A 25,393-nucleotide genomic window follows, 5' to 3' on the forward strand; every position below is an offset into this window, starting at 1 on the left:
TATTATACACTATCCTTTAAAAAAGTTAAACTCTATTTTAAATTGGTTCAATCCAACCCACAGGTGCCTCAAGATCGCCAGTCTGAATTTCAGTTAGGGTAAGATAAAGTTTTTTTATAATCGGGCCTACTTCTGTTTCACTATGAAAAACATGCAGATGATTTTGATAAAAAATCCCTCCGATTGGTGTTATTACTGCGGCTGTTCCACAGGCACCAGCCTCAGAAAATCTATTGAGTTGATCAATATAGACGTCTTCTTCAAGCACCTCCATCGAAAGATAATGTTCTGCCAGGTACAAAAGTGAATATTTAGTGATGCTAGGCAGTATAGAAGAAGAAACAGGTGTTATGAACTGGTTATCGTCAGTGATTCCAAAAAAATTGGCTGCACCTACTTCTTCTATTTTTGTATGGGTTATGGGGTCTAAATAGATACAGTCTGCAAAACCTTCTTTTACCGCTATTTCATGAGCTATCATGGAGGCAGCATAATTACCGCCTACTTTTTGCTGACCAGTACCATTAGCTGCTGCCCGATCATATTCAGAAACCATAAAATTTACCGGGGAAAGACCATCTTTAAAGTAGGGGCCAACTGGCATACAAAAAACTGTAAAGATATATTCGTCGGCTGGTTTCACAGCAATACTATTACCAACCCCAATTACTAGAGGACGGATATATAATGCTCCGCCTGATCCATAAGGTGGTAGATATTCAAGATTAGATCTAACCACGGATTTGCAGGCATCAATAAATTTGTCTACAGGAATTTCTGGCATCAGCAGACGGCGACAGGAAGATTGTAAGCGTTTGGCATTTTAATGAATCCTAAAAAATTGGACACCACCCTCTTTGGTGGAATAGGCCTTTAAACCTTCAAAGCACTGCTGTCCGTAATGGAGACAAGGGGAAGCTTCACCAATGTGAAGCATGTGATCCTCTGTAAGTTGTCCGGAATCCCATTTTCCATCACGCCATTGTGAAATATAACGATAATCGGTTTTAATATAGTTAAAACCAAGATTTGAAAAATCTAATTTGTCTTTCATTTTTCCTCCTAATTCTTTTAATTCTCTGATTACGATAGATTTGTTTCTAAATAATTTTATTGATAGTAATAATTATGAGTATATTACAGAAAGCTCATTACAAGACCCATAACAGCACCTAGTAATCCTCCCAGTAAAATAATGGCCTTTAATTCTTTGTTCATAATTTCCAACAGTAATTTTTCAAAGCTTAAAACATCAAATGCAATAATTTGTTCTTCAACCAGTTTTCCGAGATTTAGCGCCTGAACCAGAGAACGACTGTGTTTTTCGATAATTTGGTGATAAGTATCCAATAATGTTTGTTTGTATTCGGGTATCTTATCCTGATGATGCGTAATTAAATCGTTAATTTTTAAGTTCAGCCATTCGTCAGTTTCTTTTTCAACGATCGTTTGAATGACTTCTTCGCCACGTTCATTAACAAGTGAATCAATGATTGACGACATTTTTTTCTGAACAGAATCAATTAAACTATCTGAAATAAACATTGAGAACATAGAATTGTTAAGATCTTGAGAAATAGATTCCATCGCCAGTTCAGAAATCATCGGACCTAATTCCATCCTTTGCATTTTTTGATAGGTGACAGCAACAATTTTCACTTCTGTTTTTTCCAGGATTGCCAGGCCCCGTTCAGTGCCTACAAATGAAAGGATTAGATCTTTAATAGTTTTATCAGAGTTCTGATGTGCATTTAAAAAATGATCAACAGAAGTTAAAATTTTTTCGTCTAATTCTTCCGAAGTAAGCCCTCTTTTGAGTGTCTCTTCATTCAATAGATGTTTGGCGACAACTTGTCCCAATGATCTGGCAATATTCGGTTTTTCTTTAGGGATTAAACCAGGTGTAAAAGGGACTTGAAAGCCAAAAAGATATACGGCTTCAAGCGGCCGAAAAAGCATTCGTATTGCAATACCGTTGGTGATAAATCCGATTATTCCGCCAATCAGTGGTCCGGCAATTAATTTTGTAATCATACTGTGTTCCTTTCCAAGAATTCAATAAGAGTATTTTAAACTTTTTGCAAATATGTGTCCAGTAAGAAAATAGATACAAAACGATTGTTTAATTATAATAATCCTGATACAATAGAAAAAATGTATTTTTGGAGGGTGATTTGATAACTGAAGATCAAAAGTTGAAACAAAGCAAGGTTTCAATGTATGTAATTATTTTTATTGCTTATTTTTTTGTAAACTTTCATCGTTATGCAGGAAGTATGTCAGCTCCAGTTCTCATTGAGGAATTGGGTTTTACACCGACTCAAATAGGATGGTTTGGAGCAATTTTTACTTATTGCTATGCTTTTGCAAATTTGCCGGCAGGAATTTTGATTGACAAATTTGGAAGCCGAAAACTAATTGCGTTTTTGTATATTGGGGCAGCAGTGGGTACACTGTTTCTGGCAACTGGCAGTAATTATGCAATGATTCTGATTGGGCGGGCATTAATTGCAGCTGGAATTGCACCAGTATATATAGCTGCTTGTAAAGTAATCGCAGAATGGGAAGCGCCAGAACGTTTCTCGGCCATGAATGGTTATCTTATGGCTTTTGGTCGAGCAGGAGGAATTGTTGCAGCAACCCCGCTTGCTCTTCTTATGGCATCAATTGGCTGGAGAAACACTTACTTTGTGTTTGCCCTGATTTCATTTGTAATTGGATTAGCAGCATGGATACTAATCAGAGATAAAAAGGAAGATAAAATTCAGGATGGTGCTAACCCTTTTAAAGGGTTGGGAAAATTAGTAGTACAAAGCCAATATTGGATGCTTGTTTTATTCATGATGGCAGCAACTGCAACAGTTCAAAATATTTTTTCTAACTGGGGTGGTGTTTTCTTAATTCAAGGATTGGGATATGATGCTAATACATCGGCTAATGTACTATTACTGGCAGCCGTTGCGTCAGTAACCGGATCGTTTTTTGCCGGTACGATGGTCAAGAAAACGTCACCTCGTAAAGCTGTAATGCTGGGGGGCACAATTTTAATGGCAGGAACTGGAATACTGGCTTTTTTTGCTCCAGTTTTAAATCAAACAGCTGTTTTTGCAATATTCATCTTGATGGGTTTGGCAGAATTTTATACCATTTCCACAGGGTTTTCACTTCTTCGTACCATTTTGCCGGCAAAATTTGTTGGGACGGCAATGGGAACAGCAAACTTTATGATGTGGGGTGTTGGAGCTAGTATAATTGCACAACTTTGGGGAATGTGGATACCTGAAGACTATGCTATCAGCGGGTTTCAGACCGCATTTACCTTTCACATGGTCATTCTTTTTATTGGTCTGGTTTCAGTTTTCTTTGTCAAAGAAAAGACAATTTCAGCACTTGAAAACTTATAGAATCTTTAAACAAAGAGCATCAGCTTGACGCCTAATGAGTGAAAGGATATACTGATAAAAAAGCGTTTAAAAGAGGTAATCATGAGTCATTTTGTTGAATTTAAAGACGTTATAAAACAATATCATATGGGGGAAGTGACTATTAATGCCGCGAATGGGATTACTTTTCATGTTGATAAAGGCGAATTTGCTATTGTAGTTGGTCCCAGTGGAGCTGGTAAAACTACGGTGTTAAATATTTTAGGTGGGATGGATAACTGTGATGAAGGTGAAGTTATCGTTGATGATAAAAATGTCGCCCGTCTCAGTAGACGGGAACTGGCAGAATATCGGCGCTATGATACAGGTTTTGTTTTTCAGTTTTATAATTTAATTCCCAATCTTACAGCGGTGGAAAATGTTGAGTTAGCGACTCAGATCTGTAAAGATCCCATGGATGCTAAGGAAGCATTAATCAATGTAGGTCTAACAGAACGAATGGCAAACTTCCCGGCACAGTTATCGGGAGGAGAACAGCAGCGTGTTGCGATTGCCAGAGCACTTGCAAAAAGGCCTAAGTTGCTTTTATGCGATGAACCGACAGGTGCGCTTGATTACAATACAGGTAAAAATATCTTAAAGTTACTTCAGGACACCTGTCGAAGTGAAAAAATGACAGTGATTTTAATTACCCATAATTCGGCAATTACCCCAATGGCTGATAAGGTGATTCTGATGAAAAATGGAAAAGTGGAAAAAAGCTATCTCAATGCGACACCTTTGCCAGTTGATGAAATTGAATGGTAATGGCGTAACGGGTATTTTAGCTTATTATGGCTATGAAAACCTCTCAATTATCGGAACTGGACGTTTTGGAAAATGTTATAAAGTGAGAAATAATAATCATGATTATTGTTTAAAAATCTATAAGCAAAACGAAGTTAAAAGGCGAAAACAAAAAGTGCTGCATGAAGGTAGATTGCTAAAACAATTAAATCACGCAGGGATTCCCAGATTTGTAGAGATGTTTGAACGGGATGGGATTCTGGGTCTGGTCATGGAGAAAAAGTCAGGAATTTGTTTAAGTGATATTGAAGAAAAGGGACTTAATTTATCATCTAAGCAGGTTAACTGTATAACAGAAACTTTAATTGACCTGCTTACATATCTTGAGTGTGAAAATGTTCGTCATCGCGATATTCAGCTAGCAAATTTGATATGGGATGCAGAAAGACTTTTTTTAATTGATTTTGGGAGTGCCCGAAAAATTAAAGGCCATTCCATCTACTTTGAAACTGATTTTTGGGCTTTAGGAGATGTTATTATTCGTTTATTAAGTTGTTGTGATGTTTTTTTTAGCCCGAAAAACGATGCATTTTACAATCTAAATATACCAGAATCTTCGATTCAGTTTATAAAGAGACTTTTATATATTGAGAAGCCATTCCAATCATTTAAAGAAATTAAAATCTGCTACCGGAATACTTGGAACCGGTAGTTTTTTAATCGAAATTGCGGCATGGAAGTTTCGTTATAATTTTCTATAAGGCGCATTACTAAATTTTTATCTTGTTTGACAGAGAACTAAGGTTACATGATAATGAAATAGGTTGAGTAAATAAAATTTTGCAAAACTGTGATAGAATGAAAAGAAGCAGATTATATCGTTCAAGATATGATGATTAAAATAATCAAATGAGGAATATATGGATACAAAAAAAATTATTAATAGAGAAATATTACCAAAGGTGGTAAAACCCATTACATATCAGGGTAATGAAATTAATGCAGTACATAAAGAAGATACAACAGATATTACACGTTTTGCTTTCTGTTTTCCTGATCTTTATGAAGTGGGAATGTCTCACTTAGGCCTTAAAATAATTTATGGGCTTCTGAATGAAAGAAATGATATCTGGTGTGAGCGCGTTTTTTCGCCAGGAACAGATATGGAGTTACTGTTACGTGAAAATAATCTCTCTCTGTTTAGTCTTGAATCGCAAACGCCTTTAAAAAGATTTGATTTTCTGGGCTTTACGCTGCAATACGAAATGAGTTATTCAAATATTTTAAACATTCTTGAGCTGGGAAATATTCCGCTTTTAGCTGTCGAACGTACTATCGAAGATCCTTTTGTGATTGCTGGGGGGCCCTGTGCATATAATCCCGAACCTTTGGCAGATTTCATTGATATGTTTGTATTGGGTGAAGGGGAAGAAATCATTCTTGAGTTAATGGATTTATATCATTCATGGAAAGTATCAGGAACAAGTCGGAAAGAATTTTTGAAATCTGCGGCACAATTGTCCGGTATCTACGTGCCGGCTTTCTATCAGGTGACTTATGATGCAGAAAATGGTCAAATTGAAGATTTTTTTCCGATTGAAGCTGGTGTGCCTACGACTGTTAAAAAGCGTTTTGTAGAGGATCTGGATAATGTATATTATCCGGAAAAAATGCTTGTTTCTTATACAGAAACCGTTCATGATCGGATTACTATGGAAATATTTCGCGGATGTGGCAGAGGTTGCCGTTTTTGTCAGGCTGGGATGATTTATCGTCCAACCAGAGAAAAATCTCCGGATAAGATCAGGGAATCGATAAACAAGCTGATTATTAATACAGGCTATGATGAGGTATCTCTATCCTCACTAAGTTCTGGCGACTACAGCGAGATTGAAAATCTAATCCATGATCTTGTAACAGATTATGAGAATCAGAAGATTGGAATCTCGCTTCCCTCGCTACGTATTGATTCTCTGAGTGTTTCAATGCTTGAAGAAATTCAAAAGGTCAGAAAAACCGGTATTACCTTGGCTCCTGAGGCGGGAACTCAAAGAATGCGTGATGTTATCAATAAAGGAGTAACTGAAGAAAATCTGATTGAGACAGTTGAGACTGCATTTTCTAAAGGATGGGGTCACATTAAACTGTATTTTATGATTGGCTTACCAGGAGAAACATTAGAAGATATTGAGGGGATTGCCGATTTAGGGCAAAAGGTTGTGGAATGTTACTATGGAATAGAAAAAGAGAAGCGGAATAAATCGCTTAAACTTGTTCTCAGTACATCTTGTTTTGTTCCTAAACCATTTACCCCATTTCAATGGTTTGGACAAAATCCGCAGGAAGAGTTTGTAAATAAACAGAAGCATCTCAAAAATTCTATAAAAGATCGTAAAATATCATATAATTGGCATGACAGTAAAGTTAGTTTTTTAGAAGCAGTATTTGCTAGAGGTGACCGAAGACTTGGGAAAGTATTGAAACTTGCGCATGAAAAAGGTTGTCGATTTGATGGCTGGCATGAACACTTTGATTTTGAAAAGTGGACGGAATCCTTTGAAGAAGCTGGTGTAGATCCAAACTTTTATGCACTTCGTCAGAGAACATTTGACGAAAAGCTGCCATGGGATTTTATTGATACCGGTGTGACAAAAACATTTTTAGTTGAAGAGTATCAGCGTTCAATAAAGGCTCTGAAAACCCAATATTGTCGAGAAAAGTGTTCAGATTGTGGGATTCTTTCATTCAAGAAAGGATGGAAATGCAATGCTTAGAATTGAATATCAGTTTAAAAGAGATGAGCGACTGCGTTTTCTATCACATTTGGATCAGCAACGGTTGTTTGCCCGGGCATTTCGTCGAGCGGGTATTGAAGTTGCATATTCGAATGGTTTTAATCCCCATCCGAAAATGTCTTTTGCACTAGCGATGTCTGTAGGTTTAACCAGTGACTGTGAATATGGTGAAGTTGTGTCTAAATCGAATATAGAAATTAAAGATTTTGTAAGGCTTTTAAACGATAGTCTTCCCTCAGGGTTAGAAGTAGTTAGTGCCTGGATTTGCGATGAAAAACAAAAGTCACTATCAGCATTACTTAGAAAAAGCAGTTATGGCGTTGAGGTTAAGCTGGCTGGAGATATAGAGAGAAAAGAGCTGGAAGATATGGTTAAACACCTTCTCAACCGTGATTCTATTGAAATTGAAAAACGCAATAAGCGGGGTAAAAAAGTTATTCAAAATATCAGACCTTTTATTGAAAATATCACTATTGAAGAGGTGACAGATAAACTCGTTAAAATTGGTATTGATGTTCTATATGATGATCAGAAAACAGTAAAGCCGGAATTGATATTAACAAGTTTTAACGAAAATGAAAGTCCTGTTTTTTTGATTGATCCAACTATTTTGATTCATCGAAAAGATTTAATTTTAGAAAATGATTGCTTTTAATATTTAAATAAACAGATACAGAGCTGGTTTCATTAAGAACGCTAATCTAAATTTAGAGTTCTTAATGAGCCAGCTTTGTATATAGTTACCCAATGTATAAGAGAGGGGAATATTATCAGGGAGAATACCTCAAATGTATTTTTATGTAGACTTGAAATATTGCAGATAAGTATAAGCGAATTTGGGAATAACAGTATTTATCCATTTGATAAATAATTAGGTAAGGTTAAAAAATTCTTATTAGGAATTTTAATATGCAATATTTTCATATTGCGAAATAAAATTAGACATGATAGAATACCAACGTTATTATAAAATCGGTTATTGGAGGAAGTAATGAACTTTTCGGAATTGATTTCAACGGTCAATAATTTTGTATGGGGTCCTGTAATGCTGGCTCTATTGATGGGAACGGGAATATTTTTGACAATTCGTCTAAAATTTTTGCCTTGGAGAAACCTTGGTTTCGCGATTAAATCTGTATTCAAGAAGGATAAATCACCCAAATCGAAGGGTGACATTACACCGTTTCAATCTTTAATGACAGCGTTAGCAGCCACAATTGGAACTGGTAATATTGTTGGGGTTGCAACTGCGATGGTTTTAGGGGGGCCAGGTGCTCTTGTCTGGATGTGGATTAGTGCATTGTTTGGTTTATCAACTAAATATGCTGAAAGTGTTCTGGCTGTTAAGTATCGTCATGTGAATGAAGATGGTGAAATGTCAGGTGGTCCAATGTATGCGATGAAGTACGGCTTCAAAAACAAAGCTCTGGGATCGGTGCTGGCGTATTCCTTTGCGTTTTTTGCAGTAATGGCATCTTTTGGAATAGGGAATATGACTCAGGCTAATTCTATAGCGGGAGCTGTTAACAACACATTTGGTGTTGCGCCTTGGATTGTTGGGGCTATTATCACGGTCCTTGCATTAATCGTTTTAATGGGTGGAATCAAAAGCATTGGTCGTGTTTGCGGGGTGATTGTACCTTTTATGGCTGTATTTTATTTTGCAGCTGGGATTTTAGTTATTATTCTGAATATAGAGAATTTACCATCTGGAGTAGCTCAGATTTTCTCAATGGCCTTTTCTTTTCAAGCTGTTAGTGGTGGAATTGGTGGAACTATTATTGCAAGTATGTTATCTGCAATGCGATGGGGAGTTGCCCGAGGAGTCTTTTCCAATGAGGCCGGTCTTGGTTCGGCACCGATTGCAGCTGCGGCAGCTAAAACAGACCATCCGTCACGTCAGGGTTATATCAATATGACAGGTACATTCTTTGATACTTTAGTAGTTTGTACCGTGACTGGCCTTGCAATCGCCTCGTCAGGTGTATTAGGATCTCTTGATGCTGCTGGGGAAGTTGTTATGGGAGCCGACTTGACAATTCAGGCTTTCCAGTCAGCATTAGGTCCAGTCGGTGGCTGGCTAGTTACATTTGGAATTATGCTGTTTGCTTTTTCAACGATTTTAGGTTGGGAATATTATGGTGAAAAGGCTCTGGAGTTTATTGTTGATAACCACAAGGTGATTCGAGCCTATAGATTTCTTTTCTGTATCGTTGCTTTTATCGGTGCAACGACAACATTAGATATTGTCTGGAATATTTCTGATACAATGAATGGTCTAATGGCGATTCCAAACTTAATTTCTTTGATTGTTTTAAATAAAGTAATCGCAGAGTCATGCTTTGATTTTCAGGAAAATGTCCTTCCTTTGGAAAAGTCAGGAATTCGAGATTCAGGTGTTTCAGTTAGTGATAATTAGTTTTAAAAGGAACCGAATTAGTTCGGTTCCTTTTAATTTATCATTCTTGCCTGAACAACTAAACGGGCATCGTCAAAAGTATAAATGCAGGTTGATAGCGTTAAAATGGTATCAGTTGGTTTTGGTTCAACATCGATCATATATGTGGAGTTGTTTTTTAGCCGACTGACATATTGAAAAAAGTCGTTATCATCAACAAACTCTGGTTGCCGATAGTCATAATTAGCGGGAATAGTGTAGACGGAAAATATTTCCCAGTCTTTCTTTTGTCCAGGCATATCGAATTCGATGACAGGATGGTCCGCAAGATACTCTGGATTCTGATAATTCCAGAGTGAACCAAACATCGATTCATCTGACATATAATGGCCATATAGAACATAATTTCTGGTATTTATCCCATCACACAGATAATCTAGAAAAATTGAAGCGGGAATACTATCTTCTTTATAAAAATTGTGATGTAAATAGAAATCATTATCTGTAGACTGCATGACCGGGTAGTTAATGGGAGTTCCTCCAATTTTTATCCAGCCAGTAGTATCAGGATTTTGTGCTTTTAGTGATTCAAAGTCGATTCGCTCATCACTTTTAGAGTTTTGATTTTGCGTTGCTATTGCGATCAGGCTAGCATTTTGCTGTTTCTGTATTGAGATGGGATAGAAATTGTATATTAATAGTGCTATGAAAGAAAAAAAAACGATCAAACCGATAAAGAACAGGGCTTTGCTTTTGCGAGTGTTCAAATTTCTACCTCCTGATATTTTATGATATTAGGCATTTGCGAAATGCCATAACCCGCATAATAGCGGGATATTTTTAACATAAAAAAATATAACTCCTCACCAGATTATGATAAAATTGAGTTACAACCACAACAATCCATCATCCTGAAAGGAGTTATATATGGATATTTTACCACAAAAACAGCTTTCGTTTGCTGAAATTTATGCTGATTGCACTCATTTTTTTGAACAGGACAAACATCACTTTCTTTCACTGCTGGAAGAAAAACTTGACCTTCATGCTCTGGTTCCACATTCTTTTTACAGTCATTACTATGCTTGTAATGGGCGACACCGTGATTTTGAGCTTTGTTCCATTCTTTGGGCATTCATTCTGCAGCGAATTTTTTCCATTCCCACTGACACCCTGCTGATCACTTTTCTCAAGTTTTCCAGCGAATTAAGGGATTTCTGCGGTTTCAGCAGAGTTCCCCACGCATCCCAGCTGACTCGCTTCAAGCAAGATTATCTTCCGGACTTACAATCGTTTTTTCATCAACTTGTTGATGTAACTGAACCAATCTGCCAAAAGATCGATGCTCATAAGGCCATGATGACCATCTTTGATACTTCGGGAATTGAAGCCTATGTTACTGAAAATAATCCCAAATTTGCCAATAAAATCATCAAACAGCTCAAAGCTTTCAAGAAAACCCATCAGCTGAATGATTCCTATGATCCCTACAAGGCCGCCTATGGCGCCATGCCCACCCACGCTAAAGCCAATTCTTCTATTAAACAGCTTTATATCAACGGTCATTTCTGTTATGTCTATAAATTCGGCATGATCACCAACGGCCTTGGCATTGTCCGGGATATCTCTTTTTATGATGCCAACTTTCTGGTTGATCATCCTGATATTGCTGTTGAGAAAAAGTCTGATTCTCCCGACGAGGACAAGTCGCTCCATGATACCAAAGCACTTATTCCTGTTCTTTCCGACTTTTTTAAAAAGCATCCGCTGATTGTTCCCAAACTTTTTATTGGTGATGCCGCTTTTGACAGCTCAGTCATTTATCACTCGCTGCTGACTGATTTAAAGTTTGAAAAAGCCTTCATTCCCCTCAATTCGCGGGGCTCCCTTTCTTATTCCGATTGCCCGGTTAATGAGCATGGTATCCCCTGTTGTCCGGACAACCCTTCACTTCCCATGAAACCGGAAGGTAAAACCAGGCGTAAAAATGGTCTCGTCCGCTTTAAATTTACCTGTCCCAAAACCCGATGGGTCAGGCAGCAATCCGGTAAATCCAAACGTCAGTGTTTCTGCGAAAAACCCTGCACACCTTCTTCCTGTGGCCGGATGTTCTATGTTTACCCTGAAAAAAACCTTAGAGCTTACCCAGGTACGCTTCGGGGTACTGACGAGTGGCAGCAAATCTATAAAATTCGCGGTGTTGTTGAACAGTCACTCAATCATTTCAAAGATTCTTTCTGTGTTGCCGGTCGCAAAACAAGAAATGCTCGGACGCTTCGCGCGGATCTGCTCCTGGCTGGCATTACCCAGCTGATTACTGTCATTCTTGCTGACAACATTCATCAGCTTCAATACATCCGCAGTCTTAAAAAACTGATTGCCTAACTGCTAAAATAAAGTTTTTTTCAGGCTTTTCTCAGGCTTTTATTTTTGCGCCTTTTTTTTGCAACGCTTCCTGCTTTTTTTGTCATACTTTTTTAATCAGCTCTCTTCATGCTCTACTTTCTCATTTTTTTCATTTTTGTTTTCATTTCGCAATTACCTATTTTATGATATGATTATTATACCAAAAATAAAAAAGATCATTCATAGAACTAGAAAATAAAATCATTGACAAGATAACATCAACGTGGTAACATTCTAATGTTATGTACCGCGCATAGAAGGTTTTAAGTCGTAAGCACCTTTTGTGGCGAGTTTGGTAAGAGGAGGTGGAATTATGTACGCTATTATTAAAACAGGTGGAAAACAGTATCGTGTTCAAAAAGATGATGTGATCCAGATTGAAAAAATTAATTTTGAAGAAGCTGATGTTAAAGAAATTTCATTTACAGATGTTTTAGCTGTCAATAAAGATGGTGAAATGGTTGTAGGTGCACCAGTAGTAGAAAATGCAGTAGTTAAAGCTGAGCTTCTTGAAGTAGCAAAAGGTCCTAAGGTGATTGTTTACAAATACAAATCTAAAAAAGATTATCGTCGTAAACAAGGTCATCGTCAGCCTTATATGAAGGTTAAAATTACAAGTATTGAAGCCTAATGACACATATTAAGATCATTAGAAGTAATCAGCTTATTTGCAAAATCACAGTTTTAGGACATGCCGGATTTGCTGATGCCGGGGAGGATATTGTCTGTGCAGCTGTATCAGTCTTAACCATCAGTATTCTTAACGGATTAACTGAAATCGTTGGGCGAAAAGATCTCAACGAAAAGATAGATGAGGGCGCTGTTTCTTTTACTATACCTGAAACTGATAATGAAATACTAACGAGAGAAACACAGTTACTTCTTGATACTTTTATTCTTGGAATCAAAGGTGTTGAAGAAGTATACGGAAGTTATCTTAGAATTGAAGAAATTGATAATTAGGAGGTGAAAATCATGATAAAAATGAACCTTCAACTATTTGCTCATAAAAAAGGAGTAGGTAGTTCAAGAAATGGTCGTGACAGTGAGTCAAAGCGACTAGGTGTTAAAAGAGGTGATGGTCAGTTTGTTCTGGCTGGAAATATTCTGGTGAGACAACGAGGAACTAAAATTCATCCAGGACTAAATGTTGGAAAAGGTGGAGATGATACTTTATTTGCTTTAGAAGATGGCGTTGTTCGATTTGAACGAAAAGGCCGTGATAAAAAGCAGGTCAGTATTTACCCTAGAGAAGCGATTTAGTTTTCAACTTATAAATAATATGTTTGATAAAACCTCTTATGTTCGTTTAACAGCTAAGAGGTTTTATTTTTTACAAGACGGGAATATAGTATAGGATAGCACTGAATAACGAAGAACTAAATTAAATGGAGTATTATATTCCTGAAAAGTGAGGATAAAATGTTTATAGATCAAGCTGAAATTTATGTCAAAGCTGGAGATGGCGGTCATGGAGGGATGAGTTTCCGTAGAGAAAAATATGTGCCAAACGGTGGACCAGATGGTGGAAATGGTGGCCGAGGTGGTAATATTGTATTCATGGCAGATAATGGTCATCGGACATTAATGGAGTTTAAGTACAAAAGGAAACAAAAAGCGGAAAATGGTGGAAATGGAACTGGTGGCAGAAGTTCAGGTAAAGACGGCGGAGATTTAATTATTAAAGTTCCTGTTGGGACGATGGTTAAAAATAAGGAGACAGGTCAAATCATCTGCGATCTATCTGAAGATGGTCAGAGTTTTGTAGTGGCTGAAGGCGGTCGTGGTGGTCGTGGCAATATGAATTATGCAACATCAACGCGTCAAGCTCCACGGTTTGCTCAAGGTGGAATTAAAGGACAGGAAAAAACACTGATTCTTGAACTAAAACTTTTGGCTGATGTGGGGTTGGTCGGTTTTCCAAATGTGGGAAAATCAACTCTCTTGTCAGTTATTACGAAAGCAAAACCCAAAATTGCCAATTACCATTTTACTACTATTATTCCTAATCTTGGGGTTGTAGAGTGGAAAAATGCAGAACCTTTTGTAATTGCAGATATTCCCGGTTTGATAGAAGGAGCCCATGTTGGTACAGGTTTGGGTGACCGGTTTTTAAGACATGTCGAGCGAACAAAGCTGTTGTTGCATATTCTTGATGTGTCTGGATCAGAAGGAAGAGAACCGCTAGTAGATTTTGATATTATTAATGGGGAATTAAAAAAATATAATGAACGACTATCTAATCGATGTCAGATCGTCGCTTTGAACAAATCAGATATAACAAACGACAGTACAATTATTGAAGAAACAAAAGCCGAACTGGTTAAAAGAGGCTATGAAGTTTTTGTTATCTCGGCTGCCACTCGTTCAGGACTCGATGAACTGTTGGACCGAATGGTAGTCCTGCTTGACGAGATTGGGGAAGTTGAACCGATTTTTGATATAGGCGTAGAAGAAGAAAAGGTCTTTCAGGCTGAATTTGAGCAAAAATCATTCCGGGTTGAGATGGACGGAGACGTATTCGTAGTCGTTGCTGATTTCCTGGAAAGATTGATTAATTCTGTCAATTTCGATGATTTAGATTCAGTAGGTTATTTTCAGCGCGTTTTAAAAGAGAAAGGTGTTTTTTCTGAACTTGAAAAGATGGGCATTCAAGATGAAGATATAGTCAGACTCAATGAAATAGAGTTTGAGTACTATCGATAGGATTTTGTAAAGTTATAAAGAAGTATGTTATAATAATTAACAGGAAAGTTGAAAAAATGTTAACGAGCAAACAAAGAAATTATTTGAGAAAACTGGCAGCTGATCAGCCTGATATTATTTATGTTGGAAAAGATGGAATTACGCCAACACTAATTAAACAGACCAGAGAGGCTGTGATTGCCAGAGAACTGGTTAAGGGAAAAGTACAGAGAAATGCGTTGGTTGATGCCGGTCAGGCTGGCAGCGAACTTGCTGAGGCGATCAAAGCGGAACTTGTTTGTATAATTGGAAATAAATTTGTGCTTTATAAAAAGAATCTTTTAAAAACGCGAATTGAAGTACCCAGCAAAAATGTAAAACCGATAAAGCGTGTCAAAAAAAAATCGTCAGGAAAATTGAATAAGCGTTAGATATCTGATTTGTTAAGGTGTAATTATGGATAATAAGAGAAAAATTGGATTATTGGGCGGTAGTTTCAATCCGATTCATATGGGTCATTTACTGTTGGCAGAATCGGCAAGAGATCAGTTTCAGTTAGATCAAGTCTTATTTATACCAACTGGAAATAACCCATTTAAATTAACACAAGATGAAATTCCCAGAGAACACCGGCTAAAAATGGTTGAATTGGCTATTGCGGATAATTTTTATTTTGATGTGATGACTCATGAAATTGATCAAAGCGGTATTACTTATACAATTGATACTATAAATGTTCTGAAAGAGGATTATCCCGATTGTATATTCTATTTTATTACGGGCGCAGATCTTATGTTTGAAATTACAAGATGGAAGGGCGCAGATGAATTACTGAAGTCAGTTATTTTCATTACGACCTTTAGGCCGGGTTACTCACACAGCAAATTAGATGATAGAATTGAGGAACTCTGCGATATTTATGATGCAGATATTCATAAGCTGTATACTACACAAATGGATATTGCTTCATCAGATATTCGAGCCCGAATTAAGAATGGGTATTCAATACGCTATCTATTGCCGGAGGCAGTAAGAGAATATATTATAGAGAATAGTCTGTACTTGCCGGAAATGGAATATGTGAACAAAAATGAATGAATTAACATTAAAAGAAAAACTTACTACACAGTTAACACCTAAACGTTTCAATCATACTCTTGGTGTATTGGAAGTTTCAAAACAATTGGCGGTCAGATATCATGAGCCAATGGAACAAATCATTCAGGCAGCCTTACTGCATGATTGCGCAAGAAATATTTCGAGAGACGAATTAATCGGTCTAGCAAAAGAATATGGAATTAAAATTGATCGGGTATCAAAGCATGAGTCAAGTCTTCTTCATGGTCCGGTTGGTGCTGTGATTGCTCATAGAGATTATGGGATAAGAGATCAAACTGTTCTCAATGCGATTAGATACCATACTACAGGGCGAAAAAATATGACTCAATTGGAAAAAATTATTTATCTGGCAGACTATATTGAACCTGGCCGAGATTTTGACGGAGTGTCTGAGTTAAGAGACCTGGCTGCTTTTGACTTAGATGCGGCTGTACTTGAAGCCTTAACTCATTCCTTACGTTATCTTCTCGAAAAAGGTCAACTGATTCACAAACGGACAGTTTTAGCTAGAAATGATTTTTTATTACGATTAAGATGAAATTGGTACCCTGTTTTTTGAAAAATAAAAAAATGAATGAAAGGAGTGATTTTTATTACTGCAGAAGAATTTGCAAAAAAAATTGGAGAATGGATTGAGGCGAAAAATGGTTTTGATATCGATATTCTCAACGTCTCTGAAAAAACAAGTGTTGCCAATTATTTTGTTATCGCTAGTGGTAGCTCTGAGCGGCAAGTTAAAGCGATTGCTGATAATATCGAATTTGAAACAAAAGAACTTGAGATTTTTCCGAAAGGAATTGAAGGAGCGCGCGAGTCGCGTTGGATTTTAATGGATTATTATGATGTGATCGTTCATATTTTCCATCAAAGTGAAAGAGAAACTTATGATCTTGACAGTTTATGGAAAGAAGGAATAGTGGCTCGTTAAATTGTAATAATCTGGAGGGTGAAGCGGTGTTTATACATATCGAAGATTTGCGAAAAGATTTTGTATTGGGAAAAAAACCGATTCATATACTTAAAGGGATTAATCTGGATATTGAACAAGGTGAAATGGTGGCACTTCTTGGTCCTTCAGGATCCGGAAAATCCACCTTTTTAAACGTTCTGGGAGGACTGGTGCCGCCAACATCGGGACTTGTTCAAATAAGGGAATTTGAAATCAGCAAAATGAATGAGAATGAGTTATGTCTATTTAGAAGAGAGCACCTTGGTTTTATCTTTCAATCCTATAATTTAATTCCAACGATGACAGCTATTGAAAATGTGGCATTGGCACTGACATTTGCGGGTGTAAAAAAAGATAAACGGATCAGTCGAGCGAAAGAAGCTTTGTCAATTGTTGGGCTTGCTGACCGTTTCGACCATAAACCTAATGAACTTTCCGGAGGGCAGCAACAACGCGTTAGTATTGCCAGAGCTTTGGTAAATACTCCGGAAATTATTCTGGCCGATGAGCCGACTGGAAATCTAGATTCCAAAACAAGTGAAGATATAATGGAGATGATTACAAAGCTTAATCGGGAGTCAAAACAGACTTTTGTAATAGTGACGCACGATCCTGAAGCTGCTCAATACTGCACGAAAGTAATTCATATGAAAGATGGTGTGATTGAACGCACCATCAATCAGTGAATTAGGAAATGGAGAGGGTATGAAGAAGAAATTTTCCTTATGTTTATTAGCATTATTGTTTTTATTTAGTCCAATGGTAGTGTTGGCAGGTCCAGAACAACCGCTGTTGCAAGTGAGTTCGGTGTCTTTTTCACCGGAAATTGTTGCACCGGGAAAAGAATTTGTGATGTCTGTCACGCTGACAAATTACGGTGAGTATAACGCATATAATATAACGCTTGATGCGGCTTCCATAGCCGGTTCTGAGGATTTGGGAATTTTTTCTATAGTTGGTAATGGCAATCAGTTTTTTGTTGAAGAAATAGATTCTGGTGAAAGTGCGACCATTGATATTCCGATGGTTTCTGCGCCATCTGCAGAAGCAAAGAACTACAATTTGAATTTAATGATCGATTACGAATCATGGGGGGAGACAGAGTATCAGTCGACTGGAACTGTCGGTGTATTTCTGAACGAAGCTGATTCTATGTCTATTATTTCACCAGATATGTACACAGTCACTGCTGATGAAAATGAAATAACTGTCGAGATTGCTAACTTTGGTGCTAATTCAGTAAAAGGAGTTCAGCTTGCCATAAGCGGAGAAAACTTGACTTTTGGTACAGAGTTTCAGTATTATGGTACATTTGAAAAAGACGATTATGACGATTTTTCAACAACAGTATCTGCTGACGCACAAGGATCTTACCCAGCTAAAATCACGTTAAAATATTTGGATAGCTTCAATAATGAGCGAATTATCGAACGTGAGGTTACTATCCTTGTTCCTGAAGATGAAATAGTATCGGCAAACGAGGATGCTGGCGAAAATCCGATCACCCGATTTTTAAAGGCATTGTTTGGGATTGGTGCATAAAGGAGGGTCTTGTGAATAAACAGGAACTTTTGCTTTTGTCTTGGGAGAATCTCTGGAGAATGAAGTTTAGAACAATTCTGACCATTATTGGGGTTGTTATTGGAACCGCTTCAATTATAGTGATGGTTTCCATCGGCAGCGGGGCGCAAAAGAGTATTGTCGGAGAATTATCTAATATTGGTTCAATTACAACGCTTCAGGTCTATCCTGACTTATCTTCTATGGGTGTTTCCGGCTTATCAGGCGGAAAAAAGGATAATGATAAAATAGTACTTAATGATGATGCGCTTGGAGATATTAAAAGAATTGATGGTGTCGTAGCAGTAACCCCTGTTATCAGTTTAAATGATGTCACAATGGAGACGGGACGCGAGGAATATTCGGTTTCACTAATGGGTCTAGATTATAAGGCACTTGATGATATGCGTTATAACACGATTGAAGGAAAAAAACCTAACAGTAATGACGAAACATCAGTTATTTTAGGTCAGGAAGTTTTATCCACCTACTCCTATTCTTCAGGAGCAACTACAATTGAAACATCAGAAATAAAACCTGCTGACCTAATTGGAAAGAGAATTAACCTGGTAATTACTCGTATCAATGATATCGGCGAAGAAGAGGTTAGGACTGAAAAAGTCAAGGTAACTGGCGTTTTGGAAGCAACTGGCGGCTCAGAGGATTACTCTATTATTGCCAGTGATCAGCTTGTTAATGATATGAATGAATGGAAAACTGGAATTCGTACAAATTTTGATAAGAGCGGTTATTCAGAGGTATTGGTAACAGTAGAGGATTCAAACGCAGTAACTGGTGTTACAGCTGAAATTGAGACGATGGATTTTACCGTTTTTTCAATGCAGCAGATTCTAGATTCGATGGGCAGTGTATTTGGTATGCTACAGATTTTACTGGGTGGAATTGGTGGAGTGTCGTTACTGGTAGCTTGCATTGGAATTGTTAATACGATGACCATGTCAATCTATGAAAGAACCCGTGAAATTGGTATTATGAAAGTAATAGGCGCATCAATCAATGATATTAGAGATATGTTTATAGCGGAGTCGACAATGATTGGTTTTATTGGTGGCGGAATTGGCGTGATTATTAGTATTGTAATTTCTGTTTTAATTAACCTGATTGCAGGTTTGTTTTTAGCTGGAGAATCAGTTACGATATCCTATATAACGCCAGGACTTGTAATTTTCGCACTGATATTTTCGGCTCTGGTAGGCATGTTATCAGGGGTACGCCCGGCAATTAAGGCGGCAAATTTAAGCTCCTTAGATGCAATACGAAGTGAATGAGAGGGGAAACCATGAACTATTTAAATTTACTGATTCATCCGGTTCGTTTTTTTAGAAATCAGTTGGAAAAAGAAAAACTGACATATTGGATTCCAGTGTTGATTATTATTTCTGTTAGTATTATAACAGGAATAATTGCGGGAAATACTGTGTCTCAGTTAAATCTTCCAGAAGATCAGGTATCGATGGTCAAAATGATTTCTGTTGCTTCTGGAATAATTGGCTCAGTGTTCTCGTTGACGGGAGGATGGCTGCTTAAAAGTGCTATACTTAATTTTGTTTTGAAAAAAATGAATGGAGAAGGCGATTTTAAAAAGGCGACTTATGTGATAGGAATTTCTAGCTTTCCAATGGTTATTCACGCCGTTTTTAATCTGATTTTCCAAGGTCCGGTCAGTTTGGAAGCTGCTTATGAATTCGATTGGATTAATTTTTTAAGTGGAATATTTAATGTTTTTTCAATTTGGGAAATGATTTTGACTATTATTGGTCTCAGTGTGTTTTACGGTTTATCTTATAAAAAAACAGCTATTCCAGTAATCGGTTTAAAACTTATAACAGCGGCAGTTAGTTTAGTGATTTCACTGGTGTCATTAAATTCGCTTTCTGGTTTAAGCAGCCTTGAATAAGAAAGCGTATAGAAAAAAATATTATTAATACAGAGGTATAACATGAAAATAGGAATTGTTGGCTTGCCCAACGTTGGTAAAAGTACGATTTTTAATGCTTTAACAAAAGCAGGGGCAGAATCAGCCAATTATCCGTTTTGCACTATCGATCCTAATGTAGGAATTGTAGCAGTGCCAGATTCTAGGCTTGCTGTGCTAGAAAAAATGTATAATTCGAAGAAAGTTATCCCGACATCTATTGAATTTGTAGACATCGCTGGACTTGTACGTGGTGCCAGTAAGGGTGAAGGGCTTGGAAACAAGTTTTTATCGCATATTAGGGAAGTGGATGCAATTGCTCATGTCGTTAGATGTTTTGAAGATGATAATGTCGTTCATGTTGAAGGAAAAATTGACCCCATTGACGATTTGGAAACCATCAATCTTGAACTGATATTTGCTGATATGGAAATGCTTGAACGTCGAATGGAAAAAACAAAAAAACTAGCTAAAGCAAATCCAACAGAAAAAGCAAATATGGTATTAATGGAAAAATTACATCATGTTCTGGAAGCAGGAAAAATGCCTAATGAATCAGATTATTCATCTGAAGAATGGGGGTATATTGAAAGTCTGCAGTTGATCTCTACTAAACCGGTATTGTATATCGCAAACGTGGCTGAAGACAATTTACTCGAAGATAATGATATGGTCAAGAGGTTAAGAACGACAGTACTTGATAACCACTCAGGTGAACACAAGGAAATAATTAAAATTTCTGCTAAAATTGAGGAAGAGATTGCACAGTTTGACGAGGAAGAGAAGAAAGAATTTCTTGCTGATATGGGACTTGAGGCATCAGGTCTGGATAAGGTTATTTCGGCGGGTTATAAACTGTTGGGGCTGATTACGTTTTTAACTGCTGGCCCCCAGGAAATTAGAGCCTGGACGGTAATTAATGGCACAAAAGCGCCGCAAGCTGCAGGTAAAATTCACACAGATATCGAAAGAGGTTTCATTCGAGCAGAAATTACGGATTTCGATCAACTTGTAGCAGCTGGTTCGGAAGTAAAAGCTAAAGAGTTAGGAATTACAAGAATTGAAGGAAAAGACTACATTATGAAAGATGGGGATGTAACATATTTCCGTTTCAATGTCTGATTGATTAAGAGTATATTTTTTACTCAGCGGAGCGGCAACTTTCACGTGTTGAGAAAATTTTGAAACTTGTTTACAGTTTAAGGTTGGCAATTATTGTCAACCTTTTTTGGGGGTGAAATGAAAGATTTAACGTTAATTGCAATCAATGCAAAATATCCGCACACTAACCTTGCTGTTCGATGTTTAAGAGAAGCGGTAATGGGTTTTCAGATTGAAACTATGGAAGTTTCTATTAATGATTCTTTACACGGAATAATCGAACGTTTGCTGCAAATCGATACATATATTTATGGTTTTTCATGTTATATCTGGAATATAGAAATAGTTTATAAAGTTGCTGAAGTGCTAAAAAAAGCTAAACCTGATGCAATAATCCTACTTGGCGGTCCAGAAGTCAGTTTTGATTCTGCTAAACTACTTGATACATACGGTTATTTAGATATTATTATTGCAGGAGAAGCAGAAGCAGCTTTAAGGAATTTACTAGTTAGTTTACGTTCAGGAACAAAAATAATATCTGATAGGATATTTTATCAAAAGAGTTTTTGTTTTTCAAAAAGCAATCAAAAGCATTGTGAAAACGACTGTGAAAAACAAAATTTCGAAGAGATTATTTTCCCGTACACGTCAAATGAGCTTGAATCTCTAAAGAATCGTATTATATACTATGAAACAATGAGAGGCTGCCCATATAATTGCTCCTATTGCTTATCATCAGCAGATAAGAAGTTAAGAATCAAAAACTTGGCGTTTGTATTTAAAGAAATTGATCTTTTTTTTGCAGCTGAGGTCAAGCAGGTTAAACTGGTAGACAGGACATTTAATTGTCAGCCTGAACGTTCGATAGAAATATTCAGATATATTATCGAAAGAGCCTATGAGTTACAGAACGAAAAAAAACTATTTCCAAATTTTCATTTTGAAGTAACAGGCAATCTTATAACATTTGAAATGATAGAGATTCTAAAAAAAGCCCCTCCTGGATTAATCCAGTTTGAAATAGGTGTGCAGTCAACCAATGAAAAAACTTTGGATGCGATTGGCCGTCCCATCAAGTTAGAGCAAATTAAAGATCAAGTTACTGCACTTTTAAATAGCTCAAACATACACATACATCTTGATCTTATTGCTGGATTGCCACATGAATCATTTGTTCAGTTTCGGCAATCATTTAATGATGTTTTTGAGCTGGAGCCAGACATGCTACAACTTGGTTTTTTGAAAGGTCTAAAAGGGACAAATATAAGACAGAGCGCGGCTAAGCATGGTTATATTTTTTCTGACTTCCCTCCCTATGAAATTATAAAAAATGACTATATAGAAGCAGAAGAATTATATTTGCTAAGAAATATGGAAAGCCTTCTTGATCGATATTATAATTCAGGCAATTTTGAAACGACCTTTAAGATTATTCTGAGTAATTTCAAGCGCTTTGACCCGTTCATATTTTTTTATGATTTTTCTAAATGGTGGAAAGTGAATGGTTTCTTTGAGATTGGAGTTTCAAAGGAAAAACTGTATGGTTTAATTTATGAATTTATTCGGGAACAGGAGTTTGAAGACTTCCTAATATTTGAAAATGCGTTGATTTTTGATTTTGTGAGGAACAATCAAATGAAGTGTCCTGATTTTTTAGAAGTTAAACAATTAGAAAAACAAAAAGTCTTTGATTTTATTAGGGCTGAGGAAAATCAAAATTATTTAAAATCTTTCTTAGGATTAGCGACTAAAAAAATATTTAATCAGATTAAAATTCTGGAATTTGAACCATTATTTTGTGCGCAATTATTTAAGGATAAAAGTCTTTACGATGTTTCAGCCGAGCAAAGTGTGATGATTCTTTTTACACCTGATAATTTCCATTGCATAAAATAATAAAAAGAGCTTAAAGCTATTGATTGTTTCAAAATAATCGTCTATAATTACTGTGAAATAAATGCAATGATAAGGATAAGTAAATTAGAGAAATATGACAGAGACAGGTAAAATAGCTGAAATTACCTGATACACTGATCGAAAACCACCTTGGAGCAGAGACCTGAATTCTAATATGAAATAAGGTTTTCCGGCACTGACCGTTATACAGTTTAAAGTGGAATTGGAATATTTTTTCAATTCAAGTTGGGTGGAACCGCGTTAAATCGTCCCTTTGCATAATTGCAAAGGGTTTTTTTGCTTTTATACGTCCCAATAATACTATTTTAAATCGTTAAGGAGTATAAAATGATTAATGTTACATTAAAAGATGGATCGGTTAAATCCTATGATGAAGGTGTTTCAGTATATGATGTTGCTAATGACATCAGTCCGGGGCTGGCAAAGAATACTTTAGCCGGTGAATTAAATGGCGAATTGGTAGATATACGTCAGAAAATTTGTAAAGATTCAGACTTGAATTTGCTGAAGTTTGAAGATGAGGGCGGAAAACACGCATTTTGGCATACTGGGTCACATTTATTGGCGCAAGCTGTAAAAAGATTATATCCAGAAGCCAAACTGGCTATCGGGCCAGCGATTGATAATGGTTTTTATTATGATATCGATGTAGATGTAATTATCACACCTGAAATCATGGAAAAAATTGAAAAGAAAATGAAAGAAATAGTCAAGGAAGGGCTTGAAATTACACGGTTTGAACTACCTCGTAATGAGGCGCTAAAGAAAGTCAGAGAAGAAGGCGAGATTTACAAGGAAGAACTCATTGAAAAACTGCCGGAAGATGCAGTTATCAGTTTTTATCAGCAAGGTGAGTTCACAGATCTCTGCGCTGGTCCTCACCTTAAAGATCTAAAAGGAATTAAGGCGATTAAGCTGCTTAGTCTCGCTGGTGCTTACTGGCGAGGAGATGAAAAAAATAAGATGCTTCAACGAATTTATGGGATTACATTCCCTAAAAAGTCAGAGCTTGATGATTATTTGACTAAGCTGGAAGAAGCTAAAAAACGCGACCACCGAAAACTTGGGAAAGAGCTGGATTTATTTTCTTTGCAGGATGAAGGACCAGGATTTCCGTTTTTTCATCCAAAGGGAATGATTATCAGAAACGAGCTGGAAAATTTTTGGCGTCAGGAACACCAGAAACGTGGCTATCAGGAGATAAGGACCCCAATTATTTTAAATGCAGAATTGTGGAAAAGATCCGGACATTGGGATCACTATCGTGAAAATATGTATTTTACAGAAATTGATGAAAGTTCGTATGCAGTCAAACCTATGAATTGTCCAGGAGCAATGCTTGTCTATAAACGAACAGGTCATTCCTATAGAGAATTGCCGATTAAAATGGCAGAGCTGGGATTGGTGCATCGTCATGAACTCTCAGGGGCACTTCATGGTTTGATGCGAGTAAGAAATTTCACCCAGGATGATGCACATATTTATATGATGCCAGATCAGATTGAGGCAGAAGTCATTAAAGTAATTGAGCTGGCAGATGATATTTATAATGTCTTTGGTTTTAGCTATAAAGTTGAATTATCTACAAAACCTGAAAAAGCAATCGGTTCTGATGAAGTTTGGGAGAAAGCAACAAATGCTCTACGTAATGCGCTTGAGAAAAAAAATATAGATTATCGGATTAATCCTGGGGATGGAGCATTCTATGGACCAAAAATCGACTTTCATCTTGAAGATAGCCTGGGACGAACCTGGCAGTGCGGAACGATTCAGTTGGATTTTCAGATGCCTGAACGGTTTGATCTGACCTATATCGGATCTGATGGTGAAAAACATCGACCGGTTATTGTTCATCGTACAATTTTGGGAAGTATCGAGAGATTCTTTGGCATTCTGGTGGAACACTTTGCCGGTAAATTCCCTGTTTGGCTTTCGCCTGTGCAGATTATGATTATTCCAGTAGCCGATGCCCATAGTGATTTTGCTCAAAATATTGCAGACCAGTTAATACAATTGGGAATTAGGGCATCTATTGACAATCGTGGTGAGAAATTAGGTTATCGTATCCGTGAAGCTCAAATTCATAAAACACCGTATATGCTGGTAGTTGGAGATAAAGAAATGGAAGGCGGGGACCTAGCCCTGCGAGTAAGAGATTCAAGTGATGTAACTCAAATCAGTCTTGAAGATTTAAAAGAAAAGTTATTGGATAAAATTAAAACAAAAGAAATTGAATTGGATTAATCAAATTTAAACTTAAAGACTTGACAGCGCTCTAGTAGTGTATTATAATAAATCAGTAATAAAGTAGAAGTGCACTTCTCACCTGATTTCTTCTGGGAATAGGTTAATATCTGA

Annotated in this window: 24 protein-coding genes, 1 pseudogene and 1 other annotated feature; of the genes and pseudogenes, 22 read left to right on the plus strand and 3 right to left on the minus strand. The window is 36.9% G+C overall.

All coding sequences use genetic code 11. The features are described 5' to 3' along the window. Positions 1 to 37: 37 nt before the first annotated feature. A pseudogene (locus Q5O24_05915) lies at positions 38 to 1,054 on the minus strand (branched-chain amino acid aminotransferase). Between the two features lie 83 nt (positions 1,055 to 1,137). Further along, positions 1,138 to 2,034 (minus strand): DUF445 family protein, encoded by an 897-nt coding sequence (locus Q5O24_05920; GenBank protein WKY48853.1) that lies wholly within the window; start codon positions 2,032 to 2,034, stop codon positions 1,138 to 1,140. Between the two features lie 140 nt (positions 2,035 to 2,174). Here Q5O24_05920 and Q5O24_05925 point away from each other — a divergent pair, with 140 nt between their 5' ends. The 6 genes from Q5O24_05925 to Q5O24_05950 all read left to right on the plus strand — a co-directional run bounded on the left by Q5O24_05925 (position 2,175) and on the right by Q5O24_05950 (position 9,383). After that, on the plus strand, positions 2,175 to 3,404 hold the full coding sequence (locus Q5O24_05925) for an MFS transporter (GenBank protein WKY48854.1): 1,230 nt from the start codon (positions 2,175 to 2,177) through the stop codon (positions 3,402 to 3,404). Between the two features lie 81 nt (positions 3,405 to 3,485). Continuing rightward, the gene (locus Q5O24_05930) at positions 3,486 to 4,190 is read left to right on the plus strand and encodes an ABC transporter ATP-binding protein (protein ID WKY48855.1); all 705 of its coding nucleotides are present in this window, start codon (positions 3,486 to 3,488) and stop codon (positions 4,188 to 4,190) included. Next, entirely contained in the window at positions 4,126 to 4,881 is a 756-nt protein-coding gene (locus Q5O24_05935; protein WKY48856.1) for a protein kinase, read from the plus strand. The genes Q5O24_05930 and Q5O24_05935 overlap by 65 nt, the downstream gene beginning before the upstream one ends. A gap of 208 nt (positions 4,882 to 5,089) precedes the next feature. After that, positions 5,090 to 6,943 carry a TIGR03960 family B12-binding radical SAM protein gene (locus Q5O24_05940; GenBank protein ID WKY48857.1) on the plus strand — a complete coding sequence of 618 codons (1,854 nt, stop codon included), beginning with the start codon at positions 5,090 to 5,092 and terminating at the stop codon, positions 6,941 to 6,943. Then, on the plus strand, positions 6,936 to 7,619 hold the full coding sequence (locus Q5O24_05945) for a TIGR03936 family radical SAM-associated protein (protein ID WKY48858.1): 684 nt from the start codon (positions 6,936 to 6,938) through the stop codon (positions 7,617 to 7,619). The genes Q5O24_05940 and Q5O24_05945 overlap by 8 nt, the downstream gene beginning before the upstream one ends. 336 nt (positions 7,620 to 7,955) lie before the next feature. Then, positions 7,956 to 9,383 carry a sodium:alanine symporter family protein gene (locus tag Q5O24_05950; protein WKY48859.1) on the plus strand — a complete coding sequence of 476 codons (1,428 nt, stop codon included), beginning with the start codon at positions 7,956 to 7,958 and terminating at the stop codon, positions 9,381 to 9,383. 32 nt (positions 9,384 to 9,415) lie between these two features. Here the strand turns inward: Q5O24_05950 and srtB are convergent, their stop codons facing one another. After that, positions 9,416 to 10,129 (minus strand): class B sortase, encoded by a 714-nt coding sequence (gene srtB / locus Q5O24_05955; GenBank protein ID WKY48860.1) that lies wholly within the window; start codon positions 10,127 to 10,129, stop codon positions 9,416 to 9,418. A 166-nt stretch (positions 10,130 to 10,295) separates the two neighbouring features. On the opposite strand from srtB, the gene Q5O24_05960 reads away from it, so the two are divergent. The 16 genes from Q5O24_05960 (at position 10,296) to thrS (ending at position 25,279) form a co-directional block, all read left to right on the plus strand. Then, on the plus strand, positions 10,296 to 11,747 hold the full coding sequence (locus Q5O24_05960; protein WKY49218.1) for a transposase: 1,452 nt from the start codon (positions 10,296 to 10,298) through the stop codon (positions 11,745 to 11,747). 334 nt (positions 11,748 to 12,081) lie between these two features. Further along, positions 12,082 to 12,399, plus strand: a complete 318-nt coding sequence (gene rplU, locus Q5O24_05965; protein ID WKY48861.1) for a 50S ribosomal protein L21 — start codon at positions 12,082 to 12,084, stop codon at positions 12,397 to 12,399. Next, on the plus strand, positions 12,399 to 12,731 hold the full coding sequence (locus Q5O24_05970; GenBank protein WKY48862.1) for a ribosomal-processing cysteine protease Prp: 333 nt from the start codon (positions 12,399 to 12,401) through the stop codon (positions 12,729 to 12,731). The genes rplU and Q5O24_05970 overlap by 1 nt, the downstream gene beginning before the upstream one ends. Positions 12,732 to 12,743: 12 nt before the next feature. Continuing rightward, on the plus strand, positions 12,744 to 13,031 hold the full coding sequence (gene rpmA, locus Q5O24_05975; protein ID WKY48863.1) for a 50S ribosomal protein L27: 288 nt from the start codon (positions 12,744 to 12,746) through the stop codon (positions 13,029 to 13,031). Positions 13,032 to 13,190: 159 nt separating this feature from the next. Continuing rightward, complete coding sequence (obgE, locus tag Q5O24_05980; GenBank protein ID WKY48864.1) at positions 13,191 to 14,474, plus strand: GTPase ObgE; 1,284 nt, start codon at positions 13,191 to 13,193, stop codon at positions 14,472 to 14,474. 56 nt (positions 14,475 to 14,530) lie between these two features. Beyond that, positions 14,531 to 14,884, plus strand: a complete 354-nt coding sequence (locus Q5O24_05985; GenBank protein WKY48865.1) for a YhbY family RNA-binding protein — start codon at positions 14,531 to 14,533, stop codon at positions 14,882 to 14,884. A 25-nt stretch (positions 14,885 to 14,909) separates the two neighbouring features. Beyond that, positions 14,910 to 15,551, plus strand: a complete 642-nt coding sequence (gene nadD / locus Q5O24_05990; protein WKY48866.1) for a nicotinate-nucleotide adenylyltransferase — start codon at positions 14,910 to 14,912, stop codon at positions 15,549 to 15,551. Continuing rightward, a complete protein-coding gene (gene yqeK, locus Q5O24_05995) occupies positions 15,544 to 16,110 on the plus strand; it encodes a bis(5'-nucleosyl)-tetraphosphatase (symmetrical) YqeK (protein ID WKY48867.1) in 567 nt (188 codons plus the stop codon). Before nadD ends, yqeK begins: the two co-directional genes overlap by 8 nt. A 36-nt stretch (positions 16,111 to 16,146) precedes the next feature. Then, on the plus strand, positions 16,147 to 16,500 hold the full coding sequence (gene rsfS, locus Q5O24_06000) for a ribosome silencing factor (GenBank protein WKY48868.1): 354 nt from the start codon (positions 16,147 to 16,149) through the stop codon (positions 16,498 to 16,500). After that, positions 16,473 to 17,207 carry an ABC transporter ATP-binding protein gene (locus Q5O24_06005; GenBank protein WKY48869.1) on the plus strand — a complete coding sequence of 245 codons (735 nt, stop codon included), beginning with the start codon at positions 16,473 to 16,475 and terminating at the stop codon, positions 17,205 to 17,207. The genes rsfS and Q5O24_06005 overlap by 28 nt, the downstream gene beginning before the upstream one ends. Positions 17,208 to 17,226: 19 nt before the next feature. Then, positions 17,227 to 18,063 (plus strand): hypothetical protein, encoded by an 837-nt coding sequence (locus Q5O24_06010; protein WKY48870.1) that lies wholly within the window; start codon positions 17,227 to 17,229, stop codon positions 18,061 to 18,063. 11 nt (positions 18,064 to 18,074) lie between these two features. Then, a complete protein-coding gene (locus Q5O24_06015; protein WKY48871.1) occupies positions 18,075 to 19,370 on the plus strand; it encodes an ABC transporter permease in 1,296 nt (431 codons plus the stop codon). Between the two features lie 11 nt (positions 19,371 to 19,381). Beyond that, positions 19,382 to 19,999 carry a Yip1 family protein gene (locus Q5O24_06020; GenBank protein WKY48872.1) on the plus strand — a complete coding sequence of 206 codons (618 nt, stop codon included), beginning with the start codon at positions 19,382 to 19,384 and terminating at the stop codon, positions 19,997 to 19,999. A 42-nt stretch (positions 20,000 to 20,041) separates the two neighbouring features. Further along, positions 20,042 to 21,139, plus strand: a complete 1,098-nt coding sequence (gene ychF, locus Q5O24_06025) for a redox-regulated ATPase YchF (GenBank protein WKY48873.1) — start codon at positions 20,042 to 20,044, stop codon at positions 21,137 to 21,139. A 117-nt stretch (positions 21,140 to 21,256) separates the two neighbouring features. Continuing rightward, on the plus strand, positions 21,257 to 23,014 hold the full coding sequence (locus Q5O24_06030; GenBank protein ID WKY48874.1) for a DUF4080 domain-containing protein: 1,758 nt from the start codon (positions 21,257 to 21,259) through the stop codon (positions 23,012 to 23,014). A 57-nt stretch (positions 23,015 to 23,071) separates the two neighbouring features. Next, positions 23,072 to 23,291: a binding site (T-box leader), on the plus strand. 71 nt (positions 23,292 to 23,362) lie between these two features. Beyond that, positions 23,363 to 25,279: a threonine--tRNA ligase gene (gene thrS, locus Q5O24_06035; GenBank protein ID WKY48875.1), complete on the plus strand. Its 1,917-nt coding sequence runs from the start codon at positions 23,363 to 23,365 to the stop codon at positions 25,277 to 25,279. Positions 25,280 to 25,393: the final 114 nt, after the last annotated feature.

Source organism: Eubacteriaceae bacterium ES3 (genome assembly GCA_030586155.1).
GTDB lineage: Bacteria > Bacillota > Clostridia > Eubacteriales > Eubacteriaceae > Acetobacterium.